Genomic DNA, 12,490 nt, shown 5'->3' with positions numbered 1-12,490 from the left:
TCTATCGCGGCTGCAGCTTCCGCACGGCGCGCCGATGGTCGTCTTCGATCTGCACCAGCCGGGCCTGCCGGGCCTGCGGAGTGACCCACTGGCCGTGCTCGGCCTGCTGCCGCAGCAATGTGTATTGCATGTCCACGAACGGTTCCAGCACGCGGTTGGTTTCCGCTGCGAAGCCACCCAGGTCGGGAATGCGGGCCAGTTTCGCCCGCTCGTTCGCACCGGTTTCGTCGTGGGCCCTGCCGTAGCCAAGCAGGAAGGCGGTCAATTGCTGGCGCAACGGCGCAGGCGTGCCGTCGCGGATCACCAGTACCCCGGAAGGGATCAGCGGCGAGCGCCAGATCACCCGAAGCTGCTCCGCTTCGTGCGGGAAGTTGTGGCGGAACAGATCCATGTCCGGATTGTTGCTGCTGGCCACGTCGACCTCGCGGTTGACCACCGCAAGCAGGTTGCTTTGATGGTCGCCCACCCGCACGCTGCCGAAGAACGTGTCGGAATTGAGGCCATGCGGCGCGAACACATAGGCTTCCGGCGCGATATAGCCGGTAACCGACAGATGCTCGCTGCGGGCATAGCGCCAGCTGCTGCCCTGCGTGGACAGCAGGTCGTCCAGGTTGCGAATGGGACTGTCGTCGCGCACCACCAGCATGGCGACGTTGCCCTTGGCGCCATCGCTGCGCACGAACTGGGCAAATACCTGCATGTGCTGGTGCGTCACCGCCTCGACGGCCAGCTTGCCGGAGAGGAAGGCGATGTCCACCCGCTGCGCACCGATCGCATCGGAAAGGCTGGCGTAGCTGCCCACCGATACGGTGGTCACCGGGCGTTGCAACCGCTTCTGCAGATCGTCCAGCAATGGGCGCCACTGTTCCAGCGATTCGGCTGCACTGCCGATCGGCAGGATGCCGAAACGAATCGGCGGCGTCGGGCCGGCTCCCCGAGTCGCCGCCACCGCGCTGCCAGCACACAGCAACGCGATCGACACCCCTGCGGCGAGCACCGCCAGGCAACGACAGCGATATCCGTAGATGCCCACTGTCCCTACTCCCCGACCCACACCGATGCCCCGTATATAGTCGTGATCACCGGTCGGAGCAAGCTCCGGGCCGCCCGTTCAGGGGATCGGCCATGCCGGCGGATACTCGCGTCCGGCGCGCCGCGGCTGGTAGCAGGCGGCGCCATGATGGAAAGCCTCGCCGGCGTTGTCGGGATGCCAGCCCGGGATTCCCGACAACGGCAGCGGCCGCAGCTCCAGCGGATCGAGCAGCAGGCGTCCGGAGCCGATCGCGGCGGCGCAGCACGCGGACAGGTCGGCGTCGCCACCGGGCTGGAACACCAGCGCCTTGCCCACCAGCAGCCGGTCCGGACTCAAGGCCAGTTCCAGCAAGGCATGGCCGAACAGCTCCAGCCGGATCGAGCCGTCCAGCCACGCCTGCCGCCGACGCCAGAACAGGCCGTGCCAGTCGTGCGCATCCCACAGCGCCAGCAGGGAGGGATCGCGCACGGCGACGATCACGCCGGCCTCGTCGAAGTGGGTCAGCGCATATTGCGCGCGCGAGCGCCGTTTCGGCCCCATGCGGGCGATCTCGGCCACCTGACGCGCGTTGAGCGCACGCTTGATCGCTGGATGGCGCAGCCAGACCAGCGCGTTGAACAGGTCGTGCCAGTTGCGCTCGCGGGTGGCGATGTCGCCGCACTCGGCGATGCGCTGCTCGTAGTGCATGCCGTCGGCGAGCAGTTCGCGGGTCTGCACCACGAAGCGCTCGGGCAAGCCAGCCGGACGGCAGGCGTTGAGCGCGTCGATCGCCGGCCAGTCGCGGCCCTCGATCAACCCGGCATGCTCGCGCCACGCCGCCAGCGGCGGCCGCTCGAACACCGCCGGATCAACCGCGTCGCGGACCGGCGCGACGTAGCGCATGGATGCCTACACCACCTTGAGCTGCGGGTGCGCCAGGCGCGCGTGCAGGTCGTGTTCGCTGGCCGCCTCGACCACCACGTCGACGAACTGGCCAGGCTTGAGGTGCTGGCCGTCGGCGATCAGCACGCTGCCGTCGATCTCCGGCGCGTCGGCGGCCGAACGGGCCACGGCGCCGTCGGCATTCGCCTCGTCCACCAGCACCTTGAGCGTACGGCCGATCTTGCGCTGCAGCCTGGCAGCGGAGATTTCCGCCTGCACTGCCATGAACTGTTCCAGACGGTCTTCCTTCAACTCCTCGGACACGGCACCGGGCAGTTCATTGGCCTTGGCGCCGTCCACCGGCGAATAGGCGAACGCACCGACCCGATCGAGCTCGGCCTCGCGCAGGAAGTCGAGCAGTTCCTCGAACTCCGCATCGGTCTCGCCGGGGAAGCCGACGATGAAGGTGCTGCGGAGGGTCAGCTCCGGCACCTGCCTGCGCCAGTTCTGGATGCGCTCCAGCGTCCTGTCGATGTTGCCGGGGCGCTTCATCAGTTTCAGGATGCGCGGGCTGGCGTGCTGGAACGGGATGTCGAGGTACGGCAGGATTTTTCCGTCCGCCATCAGCGGCATCACCTCGTCCACGTGCGGGTACGGGTAGACGTAGTGCAGCCGCGTCCACACGCCGAGTTCAGACAGGCCTTCGCACAGCTCGGTCATGCGCGTGCGGTACGCCTTGCCACGCCACTCGCGCTCGGCGTACTTGAGATCCACGCCGTAAGCGCTGGTGTCCTGCGAGATCACCAGCAATTCCTTGACGCCGCCCTTGACCAGCTTTTCGGCCTCGATCAGCACCTCGTCGACCGGGCGCGACACCAGGTTGCCGCGCATCGAGGGGATGATGCAGAAGCTGCAGCGGTGGTTGCAGCCTTCGGAAATCTTGAGATACGCGTAGTGCTTCGGGGTGAGCTTCACGCCGGTATCCGGCACGATGTCGATGAACTTGTTGCGCTGTGGCGGCAACGCCTGGTGCACCGCGCTCATCACGCTGGCGTAGTCCTGCGGGCCGCTGATCGACAGCACGTCCGGGTAGGCCTCGCGGATCAGCGCCTCGCGCTTGCCCAGGCAGCCGGTGACAATCACCTTGCCGTTCTCGTTGAGCGCCGTGCCGATCGAATCCAGCGACTCCTGCACCGCCGCGTCGATGAAGCCGCAGGTGTTCACCACCACCGCGTCGGCCTCGCCGTAGCTGGGCACGATCTGGTAGCCCTCGACCTTGAGCTGGGTGAGGATGCGCTCGGAGTCGACCAGCGCCTTGGGGCAGCCGAGGCTGACGAAGCCGATCTTGTGGGCGGTCTGGGACATGCGGGGCCACCGGGAACATGCGGAGTAACCGGGAATTATACGGCAGTGCGGCGTGGCCACCGGCGCGGCTAGACTTCACGCCATCCCCTCGCCGGAGCCAGCCATGGGCCAGCACATCAACATCCCCACCACCCGCACCCAGTGCATCGGGGGTTATCTCGCCCAGCCGCAGGGCAAGCCGAAGGGCGGCATCGTGGTGATCCAGGAAATCTTCGGCGTCACCGCGCACATCCGCCGCGTGGCCGACCTTTTCGCCGAGCACGGCTATACCGCGATCGCACCGGCGTTCTTCGATCACCTGGAAAGCGGCGTGGAGCTGGGTTACGACCAGGTCGGCGCCAACAAGGGCAAGCAGCTGATCGCGGAGCTGGGGCTGGAGCGCGCGCTGGAGGACGTCGCCAGCGCCGCCGAGTCGATCGCCTCGGCCGGCAAGATCGGCACCGTCGGCTACTGCTGGGGCGGCACCGTGGCCCTGCTTGCCGCGCTGCGCCTGGGCCTGCCTTCGGTGAGCTACTACGGCGCGCGCAACCTGCCGTTCCTGCACGAGACGCCGCAGGCACCGGTGATGTTCCACTTCGGCGAGAAGGACCACAGCATCACGCCGGAGATGGTGGCGAAGCATCGCGAGGCGCTGCCGCAGATGGATGTCTTCACCTACCCGGCCGACCACGCCTTCAACCGCGACGGCAGCACCCCCTACGACGAGGCCAGCGCGAAGCTGGCGCTGCAGCGAACGCTGGCCTTCTTCGACCGTCACCTGGCCGGCGCATGAGCGGGGCCGGCTTCGCGCTCGATCCCCGACTCGCGGCGGATACCCGCCCGGTTGCATCGCTTCCGCTGTGCGACGTGCGGCTGATGGACGACGCGCGCTATTCGTGGCTGATCCTGGTGCCGCGTCGCGCCGGCCTGGTCGAGATCGCCGACCTGCACGACGACGAACAGGCCGTGTTGTGGCAGGAGGTGCATCGCGCCGCCGCCGCGCTGCGCGACGTCGCCCCCTGCGACAAGCTCAACCTCGGCGCACTGGGCAATATCGTGCGCCAGCTGCATGTGCACGTGGTCGCGCGGGTCGAAGGCGATGCGGCATGGCCCGGGCCGGTGTGGGGCCATGGCCAGGCCGTGGCCCGCGACGACAACCAGGCGAAGGCGCTGATCGCGGCACTGCAGCGGCAACTGGCAGGCTCGGCGCAGGCCTGACACGAAGAGGCCCGCGAATGGCTACGCGGGCCTCTCGAACGGTACCCTTGCGATCAGTGCTGCTGCGTCGGGTCGCCGTAGGTGCTGTCGGCCGCGGACTTGCCTTTCTGTTCGTCGTTCATCTGCACCGGCGCGTGGTAATCCTCGAGCTTGCGCGCCTTGGTATCCACCGGGTTAATCTTCTTCAACGTGCCGTCGTCGTCGTAGTACGCGGTGAAGCCATAGTCGAGCTGCATGCGCGCCATGTACTCCAGATGCTGCTTGCGCACCTTCGAGTCGTCGCTGTGTTCCAGCAGCACGGTCTTCGGCAGCTTGCCCTGCTCTTTCAGGTAGGCGAAATGACTGCCCAGATCCAGCGCCGACAGCACCGCGTCATCCAGCAGGAACTGGCCGCTCTTGTAGGCCTTGACCACGGTGTCAAACTGGCCCTGGGCCTGGGCGGCGCTGATCTCATCCTTGGTGCTGCCGCGGTGGCAGCCGGCCAGCACCAGCAGGCTGCCCAGCATGGCGGCCGCGGCGACGCGGGTAAGCAGGGGCGAAAAACGGATCATCGGTGTCTCCTGGAAAACTTGTCGGTGCACCGGGCGGAGTGTAGCGCCCGGCCGTGATCGTGGGCAGCGCTGGACGCCACCCGTTCAGGGGAGCGATCAGGTACGCGGCAAAGTCACACCCTGCTGGCCCTGGTACTTGCCGCCGCGATCCTTGTAGCTGGTCTCGCACTCCTCGTCGGATTCGAGGAACAGCATCTGCGCCACGCCCTCGTTGGCGTAGATTTTTGCGGGCAGCGGCGTGGTGTTCGAAAACTCCAGCGTCACGTGGCCCTCCCATTCCGGCTCCAGCGGCGTCACGTTGACGATGATGCCGCAGCGCGCGTAGGTGCTCTTGCCGAGGCAGACGGTGAGCACCTTGCGCGGGATGCGGAAGTACTCGACCGTGCGCGCCAGCGCGAACGAGTTCGGCGGGATGATGCACACATCCGCCTCGACATCGACGAAGCTGGAGGGGTCGAACGACTTCGGGTCGACGATGGTGGAGTTGATGTTGGTGAAGATCTTGAACTCGCGCGCGCAGCGCACATCGTAGCCATAGCTGGACGTGCCGTAGGAGATCAGCTTGTTGCCGTCGCGCAGCTTCACCTGGCCCGGCTCGAACGGTTCGATCATGCCGTGGCTTTCAGCCATGCGGCGGATCCACTTGTCGGATTTGATGCTCACGCGGTCTCCGGTCGATTGCGACGCGCCCGGCAGGCCGGGCGCAAAACGGCAAAAGTACATGGTCGGGGTACCGCCGCGCCAGCCGACCGCGTCACCGCCCGCAGAGGCCCGACAGCGCCACCGGCACCTGCTACGCCGTTGCCGTCATGCGGCCGGCACGCCCTGCACCACGATCTTGCCCAACCCCAGCGACTTGTTGCGCGGCTGCCGCGACAGCCGGCCGGCCACGTTGCGGGCGATCTCACGATAACGCATGGCGAGATCGGAGTCGGGGATCGCCGCCACCGTGGGGTTGCCGCCGTCGGTCTGCTCACGGATGCGGATGTCCAGCGGCAACGAGCCCAGATAGGCCGCGCCGTACTGCGTGGCCATGCGCTCGCCGCCGCCTTCGCCGAAGATGTTTTCCTCGTGGCCGCAGCTGGAGCAGACGTGGGTGGCCATGTTCTCCACCACGCCCAGCACCGGCACCTCGACCTTCTCGAACATCTTCAGCGCCTTGCGCGCATCCAGCAGGGCGATGTCCTGCGGCGTGGTGACGATCACCGCGCCGGCCACCGGCACCTTCTGCGACAGCGTGAGCTGGATGTCGCCGGTGCCCGGCGGCAGGTCGACGATCAGGTAGTCGAGCTGCTCCCAGCGCGTGTCGGTGAGCAGTTGCATCATCGCCTGGGTCACCATCGGACCGCGCCAGATCATCGGCGTGTCCTCTTCCACCAGGAAGCCGATCGACATCACCGGCATGCCGTGCGCCTGCATCGGGATGATGCTCTTGCCGTCCGGCGACGCCGGCTTGCCGTGCACGCCGAGCATGGTCGGCTGGCTGGGGCCGTAGATGTCCGCGTCCATCACGCCGACCTTCGCACCCTCGGCCTGCAGCGCCAGCGCCAAGTTGGCCGACACCGTGGACTTGCCCACGCCGCCCTTGCCGGAGGCCACCACGATGATGTTCTTCACGTTCGGCAGCGGCCCCAGCGTGCCCTGCACCTTGTGCACGTGGATGCGGCTGGTGATCGACACCACGGCGGCGTCGATCGCCGGATCGGCTTCCAGCGCCTGGCGCACGCGAGCGGCGAGGCTGTCGATGGCGCCGGCGGCCGGGTAGCCCAGTTGCAGGTCCACCGACACCTTCGCCCCGTCCACGCCGACCGCGCGCACGGCCTCGCCCAGTGGCGCGCCGGTATGGGTGTCGATGAGACCACCAAGGATCTGGCGGACCAGGGTTTCGTTCGCCTGCGTCATGTCGGCTCGGGTGTTTGCGGGGATGCCCATTATGCCAGCCCGCCGGCGCCGGCCCGCTGACCTGGGTCAGTGACGAGGGATGGCGCATTGCAGCTTGACGCTCCCGCCGAACCTCGCCAGTCTCGCATCCATACGCTTTCGTACGGGAGGATCATCCATGAAGCATGCTGTTCGTCTCACCTTCGCTGCCGGCCTGCTGCTGGCCGCCGGCGCCGCGCTGGCCGCCAACGACACGCCGGCCGGCACCTGGAAGACCATCGACGACACCACCCACCAGCCGAAGTCGATCGTCGAGATCACCGAGCACAACGGCGAGTACCAGGCGAAGATCGTGCAGTTGCTGAACCGCACGCCGGAAGACGTGGCGCGCGACGGCGAGCACCCGCTGTGCACCAAGTGCGACGGCGAGCGCAAGGACCAGCCGATCGTGGGCATGACCTTCATGTGGGGCGTCAGCAAGGACGATGACGTGTGGGACGGCGGCAAGATCCTCGACCCGAAGAACGGCAAGATCTACAAGGTGAAGCTCAAGCTGGTGGACGGCGGGCAGAAGCTCGACGTGCACGGCTACATCGGCTTCGCCCTGCTCGGCCGCTCGCAGCTCTGGGAACGGCAGAACTGACCCTCGCACCACCGCGTTCGACCAGACGCCCCGCACCGCCCGCCGGTGCGGGGCGTTTTCATGTGCGGCCGATCAGTCGGCCACCGCTTCGGCCCGGTGCACGCTGACGCCGCGGGCGCTGAACGCGGCACGCGCCGGCCGGCCGACGGCATGTTCGAGCACCAGGTGCTGCACCTCGGCGATCGGCACGACCCGGTGCGTGGCCACCGTGCCCAGCTTGTCGCTGGTGGCCACCACCACGGTCTCGCCGCTGGCCTCGACCATCGCCCGCTTCAGCCGCGTTTCCTCGCTGTCGAAACTCCACAGCCCGCTGTCCGCATTGATCGCGCAGGCGCCAGGGAAGCACAGGTCGGCGCGCACGCGTTGCAGCTCCTGCAGGGTTTGCGCACCCACCGCACCGCCGATCCGCGGATCGATGCGGCCGCCCAGCAGCAGGATCTCGAAGCCTTCGCGCTCGATCAGCGCCAGCGCGATATCCGGCGCATTGGTGATCACCGTGAGGCGCATCCGCTCGGGCAGCGCCGCGGCGATCGCGGCATTGGTGGAACCGGCGTCGATCAGCAGCACCTGCCCTTCCCGCACCAGGCTCACCGCCTTGCGCGCCAGCGCCAGCTTGCGGCCCACCTGTTCGCTACGCCGCTGCTGCAGCGGCGCGACCACCGCCGACAGCGGCAGCGCGCCGCCGTAGACGCGTCGGCACAATCCCTGCGCGGCCAGTTCACGCAGGTCGCGGCGGATCGAATCCTCCGACGCCACGAACTCCGCCGCCAGCTCCGCCGCCACCACCCGCCCGCGGCTGCGCAGGCGCTGCAGGATCTCGTGCCGGCGCTCCTGCGGCAGCATTTCCACGGACGGCGTGCGCCTAGCCATGCACCACCTCCAGCAGGCCCGCCCGGCACAGGTCCCCGCGCAGCGTGACGGGGTCGCGGAAGTGCAGCGCGTGCATGCCCAGCCGTGCCGCGGCCTCGACGTTGCGCGGCGCGTCGTCGATGAACACCGTGCGCGCGGCCTCCAGGCCATGGCGCGACAGCAGCACGCGGAAGATCGCCGGGTCGGGCTTGATCAGGCGCTCCTCGCCCGACACCACGATGCCGCGGAAGGCGTCCATGAAACCGTAGCGTTGCCGCGCCAGCGGAAAGGTTTCCTGCGACCAGTTGGTCAGCGCGTACAGCGGCACGCCGCGTGCGCGCAGCTCGTCGAGGATGGCCACGCTGCCTTCGATCGGCCCACTCAGCATCTCGTCCCAGCGCTCGCGGTAAGCGGCGATCAGCGCGGCATATTGCGGGTGCTGCGCGCTGAGCCCGGCGATGGCTTCGTGCCAGGGGCGCCCCGCATCCTGCTGTTCGTTCCAGTGCGCGGTGCATACCTCGGCCAGGAAACTCTCCATCGCCGCCTCGTCATCGAACAACCGGCGATACAGGTGGCGCGGGTTCCAGTCCAGCAGCACGCCGCCGAAGTCGAACACCACGGTGTCGAAGCGCGGAGCTTTCATGGCCGCACCAGCCTTGCCGAGGCGGCGGTCAGCAACAGCAGGCCGGCCACTGCGGCCAGCGCCACCGGCAGGCTGCTGGCCTGGGCCAGGAACCCGATCAGCGCCGGGCCGCTGAGCAGGCCGGCATAACCCAGCGTGGTCACCATGGCGATGGCCATGCCCGGCGAGGTGCCAGGCAGCCGGCCGGCCGCGCCGAACATCACCGGCACGATATTGGCCGCGCCCAGTCCGACCAGCACGAAGCCGCTCAGCGCCGCGGGCGGCCACGCCAGCATCGACGCCAGCAGGAAGCCCGCCGCCGCGGTGCAGGCGCCCAGGCGCACGGTCAGCACCGGGCCGAAGCGCGCCACGATCCGGTCGCCGCCAAGTCGACCCACGGCCATCGCCACTGAAAAGGCGGCATAGCCGAGGCCGGCGGAAGCCGCCGGGAAACCGCGGAAGTCGCGCAGGAACACCGCGCTCCAGTCCAGCATCGAACCCTCGGCCAGGAAGCTGATGAAACACAACAGACCCAGCACCAGCACGATGCCGCGCGGCATGCCGAACGCCGCGCGTTCACCAACATCCTCGACGTGTTCGATCAGGCGTGGCCACTGCGTCACGACCACGACCGCCAGCAACGCGGCCATCACCACAGCGGCGGCGGTCAGCGGCATGCCCAGTGCCAGCAGCAGACTCATGCCCGCCGCCCCGCTCAAGCCGCCGATGCTGAACAGCCCGTGGAAGCCCGACATCAGCGGGCGGCCGTCGCGCCGCTCCACCTCCACCGCGTGCGCATTCATCGCCACGTCCACCGCACCCAGCGCCGCGCCGAAGTACAACAGGGCGAGCGCCAATGTGGCCACGCCCGGCGCTAGCGCCAGCAGCGGCAACGCCAGGCACAGCAGCAAGCCGCCGGCGCCGATCACCCGGCGACTGCCGAAACGATGGGTAAGCCAGCCCACCAGCGGCATCGACACCATCGAGCCGCCGCCAAAAGCCAGCAGCAACATGCCGAGCTGGGCCTCGTCCAGGCCCAGCCGTGCCTTCGCATACGGCACCATCGGCGCCCACGCGGCCATGCCGATGCCGGAAACCAGGAAGACCAGGCGGGTGGCGCGGATGGCCGATGCCAGCCCGTTCCGTTCGTCCGTCGCCAGGGGATTGCTGCTCGTCTGCACGCTTGTTCCATCCGGCAAAAATACGTATGAATATACATAAATGCGTATAAACATGTAATCGGACGGATCGCGTTCAGCCGCCACAAAGCGAGTCCGGACCACACCGGACGTCGTTGCCGGACCCTTGCCGGAAGCCCACCTGCGGCCAGTACAGCGGGGTGGTCATGGCATAATGCGCAGTCATCACCGGAATACGCCCCATGAGTCGTCGCCTGCTCGTCACCAACGCCCTGCCCTACGCCAATGGCCCGCTGCACATGGGCCACCTGCTGGGCTACATCCAGGCCGACATCTGGGTGCGCGCGCAGCGGATGAGCGGCCACAAGGTGGCCTACGTCTGCGCCGACGACGCGCACGGCACGCCGATCATGCTGGCCGCGGAAAAGGCCGGCATGACACCCGAGGCCTTCATCGCCGGCATCCGCGAAGGCCACGAGGCGGATTTCGCCGCGTTCGGCGTGGCCTTCGACCAGTACCACACCACCCATTCGGAAGAGAACCGCGAGCTGTCGACGCTGATCTACACGCGCCTGCGCGACGGCGGCTACATCGCCAAACGCGAGATCCAGCAGTTGTTCGACCCCGAAAAGCAGATGTTCCTGCCGGACCGCTACATCAAGGGCACCTGCCCGAACTGCGGCACGCCGGACCAGTACGGCGACAACTGCGAGCACTGCGGCGCCACCTACGCGCCGACCGACCTGATCAACCCGACCTCGGTGATGTCCGGCGCCACGCCGGTACTGCGCGATTCGGAGCACTACTTCTTCCAGCTGGGCAAGTTCGAGGGCCTGCTGCGCGACTGGTTCGCCGGCAAATTCACCCACGGCAAGCCGGTGGCGAACAGCGGCGTGGCGGCGAAGCTGCGCGAGTGGCTGGACGGCGGCCTGAAGGACTGGGACATCTCGCGCGACGCACCCTACTTCGGCTTCCCGATCCCCGACGCGCCGGGCAAGTTCTTCTACGTATGGCTGGATGCGCCGGTCGGCTACCTGGCCAGCTTCAAGGCGCTGTGCGACCGCACCCGCCTGAAGTTCGACGAGTTCCTCGCTCCCGGCAGCAGCGCCGAGATGCACCACTTCATCGGCAAGGACATCATCAACTTCCACGGCCTGTTCTGGCCGGCAATGCTGCATGGCGCCGGCTTGCGCACGCCGACCGCGCTGCACGTCAACGGCTACCTCACGGTGAACGGCGCGAAGATGTCCAAGTCGCGCGGCACCTTCATCCAGGCGCGCACCTACCTGGACGCCGGCCTGCATCCGGGATTCCTGCGCTACTACTTCGCCAGCATGCTCGGCGACGCGCCGGTCGACGTGGACCTCGACCTCAAGGCGTTCGAGGAGCGCGTCAACTCACACCTGGTCGGCAAGTGGGTGAACATCGCCAGCCGCACTGCCGGCTTCGTGCACAAGTATTTCGGCGGCCGCCTGGCGCCGCAGTTCTGCGCGGAAGAGACCGCGCTGTGGAACACCCTGCTGGAACACTACGACGGCATCGCCGCGCTGTACGACAGCGGCGACTTCGCCGAGGTCACCCGCCGCTTCGTGCTGATGGCCGACCTGGTCAACGGCCACATCGCCGCCAAGGCGCCATGGGCGATGGCCAAGGACGAGAGCCGCCGCGACGAGCTGCACCAGGTGTGTTCGTTCGCGCTGACCGCGTTCCGCCTGCTGACCGGCATGCTCAAGCCGATTTTGCCGATCACCGCGGCCGCCGCTGAACGGTTCCTGGCCGCACCAATCGCCGACTTCGACGACGCCCGCGCCGGCCTGCGCAACCACGCCATCAACACGTTCGAACCGTTGCTCGGCCGCATCGACCCCAAACGCATCGAGGCGATGGTCGAGGCCTCGAAGGATTCGCTCGGCAGCCCGGCCGAAACTCCCGCCGCCCCGAAAAAGAAGAAAGCCGTGAACGACAGCCCGAAACCCGCCGCCGTGATCGCCGACCCGGCTCCGGCCGCGCCCGCCACCATCGGCATCGACGACTTCGCCAGGCTCGACCTGCGCATCGGCAAGGTCACCGCCTGCGAATTCGTGGACGGTTCCGACAAACTGCTGCGCTTCGAACTGGACGCCGGCATGCTGGGCACGCGACAGATCTTCTCCGGCATCCGCGCCGCCTACGCCGAGCCGGCGAAACTGGTGGGCCGCAACGTGGTCTTCATCGCCAACCTCGCACCACGCAAGATGCGCTTCGGCCTGTCCGAAGGCATGATCCTCTCGGCCGGCGACGGCGGCAGCGACCTGTTCCTGCTCGATGCCGACCAAGGCGCCCAGCCAGGCGCCACCGTGCGCTGACACA

Annotated in this window: 13 protein-coding genes; 4 read left to right on the top strand and 9 right to left on the bottom strand. The window is 67.9% G+C overall.

All coding sequences use genetic code 11. The features are described 5' to 3' along the window. Position 1: 1 nt before the first annotated feature. The 3 genes from phnD to rimO all read right to left on the bottom strand — a co-directional run bounded on the left by phnD (position 2) and on the right by rimO (position 3,259). Positions 2-1,033: a phosphate/phosphite/phosphonate ABC transporter substrate-binding protein gene (gene phnD / locus QQA13_RS06290; RefSeq protein ID WP_234411313.1), complete on the bottom strand. Its 1,032-nt coding sequence runs from the start codon at positions 1,031-1,033 to the stop codon at positions 2-4. A gap of 78 nt (positions 1,034-1,111) precedes the next feature. Continuing rightward, the gene (locus QQA13_RS06285) at positions 1,112-1,915 is read right to left on the bottom strand and encodes a DUF3025 domain-containing protein (protein ID WP_108471454.1); all 804 of its coding nucleotides are present in this window, start codon (positions 1,913-1,915) and stop codon (positions 1,112-1,114) included. 6 nt (positions 1,916-1,921) lie between these two features. Then, positions 1,922-3,259, bottom strand: coding sequence for a 30S ribosomal protein S12 methylthiotransferase RimO (gene rimO / locus QQA13_RS06280; protein ID WP_108471455.1), 1,338 nt, complete (start codon positions 3,257-3,259; stop codon positions 1,922-1,924). Positions 3,260-3,362: 103 nt separating this feature from the next. Here rimO and QQA13_RS06275 point away from each other — a divergent pair, with 103 nt between their 5' ends. Together QQA13_RS06275 and QQA13_RS06270 are read left to right on the top strand one after the other, a co-directional pair. Then, positions 3,363-4,031, top strand: coding sequence for a dienelactone hydrolase family protein (locus QQA13_RS06275; protein ID WP_108471456.1), 669 nt, complete (start codon positions 3,363-3,365; stop codon positions 4,029-4,031). Then, positions 4,028-4,456 carry an HIT domain-containing protein gene (locus QQA13_RS06270; RefSeq protein ID WP_108471457.1) on the top strand — a complete coding sequence of 143 codons (429 nt, stop codon included), beginning with the start codon at positions 4,028-4,030 and terminating at the stop codon, positions 4,454-4,456. The genes QQA13_RS06275 and QQA13_RS06270 overlap by 4 nt, the downstream gene beginning before the upstream one ends. A 53-nt stretch (positions 4,457-4,509) precedes the next feature. On the opposite strand, the gene QQA13_RS06265 is transcribed toward QQA13_RS06270, so the two are convergent. From QQA13_RS06265 to apbC, 3 genes are all read right to left on the bottom strand, one after another. After that, entirely contained in the window at positions 4,510-5,007 is a 498-nt protein-coding gene (locus tag QQA13_RS06265; protein WP_108471458.1) for a hypothetical protein, read from the bottom strand. Positions 5,008-5,103: 96 nt separating this feature from the next. After that, positions 5,104-5,670, bottom strand: coding sequence for a dCTP deaminase (gene dcd, locus QQA13_RS06260; protein WP_108471459.1), 567 nt, complete (start codon positions 5,668-5,670; stop codon positions 5,104-5,106). Between the two features lie 144 nt (positions 5,671-5,814). Next, a complete protein-coding gene (gene apbC, locus QQA13_RS06255) occupies positions 5,815-6,909 on the bottom strand; it encodes an iron-sulfur cluster carrier protein ApbC (protein ID WP_108471460.1) in 1,095 nt (364 codons plus the stop codon). A 157-nt stretch (positions 6,910-7,066) separates the two neighbouring features. Between apbC and QQA13_RS06250 the strand changes: the two genes are divergently transcribed. Further along, the gene (locus QQA13_RS06250; protein ID WP_108471461.1) at positions 7,067-7,531 is read left to right on the top strand and encodes a DUF2147 domain-containing protein; all 465 of its coding nucleotides are present in this window, start codon (positions 7,067-7,069) and stop codon (positions 7,529-7,531) included. 72 nt (positions 7,532-7,603) lie between these two features. Here QQA13_RS06250 and QQA13_RS06245 read toward each other — a convergent pair whose 3' ends face one another. From QQA13_RS06245 to QQA13_RS06235, 3 genes are read right to left on the bottom strand one after another with little or no spacing between them, the layout of a single operon-like run. After that, a complete protein-coding gene (locus QQA13_RS06245) occupies positions 7,604-8,401 on the bottom strand; it encodes a DeoR/GlpR family DNA-binding transcription regulator (RefSeq protein WP_108471462.1) in 798 nt (265 codons plus the stop codon). After that, a complete protein-coding gene (locus tag QQA13_RS06240; protein WP_108471463.1) occupies positions 8,394-9,023 on the bottom strand; it encodes an HAD family hydrolase in 630 nt (209 codons plus the stop codon). The genes QQA13_RS06245 and QQA13_RS06240 overlap by 8 nt, the downstream gene beginning before the upstream one ends. Further along, positions 9,020-10,183, bottom strand: a complete 1,164-nt coding sequence (locus tag QQA13_RS06235) for an MFS transporter (RefSeq protein WP_199909822.1) — start codon at positions 10,181-10,183, stop codon at positions 9,020-9,022. The genes QQA13_RS06240 and QQA13_RS06235 overlap by 4 nt, the downstream gene beginning before the upstream one ends. A 200-nt stretch (positions 10,184-10,383) precedes the next feature. Between QQA13_RS06235 and metG the strand changes: the two genes are divergently transcribed. Next, positions 10,384-12,486 carry a methionine--tRNA ligase gene (gene metG, locus QQA13_RS06230; RefSeq protein WP_108471464.1) on the top strand — a complete coding sequence of 701 codons (2,103 nt, stop codon included), beginning with the start codon at positions 10,384-10,386 and terminating at the stop codon, positions 12,484-12,486. Positions 12,487-12,490: the final 4 nt, after the last annotated feature.

It is taken from the genome of Rhodanobacter thiooxydans (assembly GCF_030291135.1).
GTDB lineage: Bacteria > Pseudomonadota > Gammaproteobacteria > Xanthomonadales > Rhodanobacteraceae > Rhodanobacter > Rhodanobacter thiooxydans_A.
Note: the sequence above shows the minus strand (reverse complement) of the source record. Positions and strands in the feature narration are given on the sequence as shown.

What these genes read in the sequence shown, in the direction of transcription:
- QQA13_RS06285 (WP_108471454.1), bottom strand. Translation starts at nt 1,915, where the DNA reads ATGCGCTACGTCGCGCCGGTCCGCGACGCGGTTGATCCGGCGGTGTTC.
- rimO (WP_108471455.1), bottom strand. Translation starts at nt 3,259, where the DNA reads ATGTCCCAGACCGCCCACAAGATCGGCTTCGTCAGCCTCGGCTGCCCC.
- QQA13_RS06275 (WP_108471456.1), top strand. Translation starts at nt 3,363, where the DNA reads ATGGGCCAGCACATCAACATCCCCACCACCCGCACCCAGTGCATCGGG.
- QQA13_RS06270 (WP_108471457.1), top strand. Translation starts at nt 4,028, where the DNA reads ATGAGCGGGGCCGGCTTCGCGCTCGATCCCCGACTCGCGGCGGATACC.
- QQA13_RS06265 (WP_108471458.1), bottom strand. Translation starts at nt 5,007, where the DNA reads ATGATCCGTTTTTCGCCCCTGCTTACCCGCGTCGCCGCGGCCGCCATG.
- apbC (WP_108471460.1), bottom strand. Translation starts at nt 6,909, where the DNA reads ATGACGCAGGCGAACGAAACCCTGGTCCGCCAGATCCTTGGTGGTCTC.
- QQA13_RS06250 (WP_108471461.1), top strand. Translation starts at nt 7,067, where the DNA reads ATGAAGCATGCTGTTCGTCTCACCTTCGCTGCCGGCCTGCTGCTGGCC.
- QQA13_RS06245 (WP_108471462.1), bottom strand. Translation starts at nt 8,401, where the DNA reads ATGGCTAGGCGCACGCCGTCCGTGGAAATGCTGCCGCAGGAGCGCCGG.
- QQA13_RS06240 (WP_108471463.1), bottom strand. Translation starts at nt 9,023, where the DNA reads ATGAAAGCTCCGCGCTTCGACACCGTGGTGTTCGACTTCGGCGGCGTG.
- metG (WP_108471464.1), top strand. Translation starts at nt 10,384, where the DNA reads ATGAGTCGTCGCCTGCTCGTCACCAACGCCCTGCCCTACGCCAATGGC.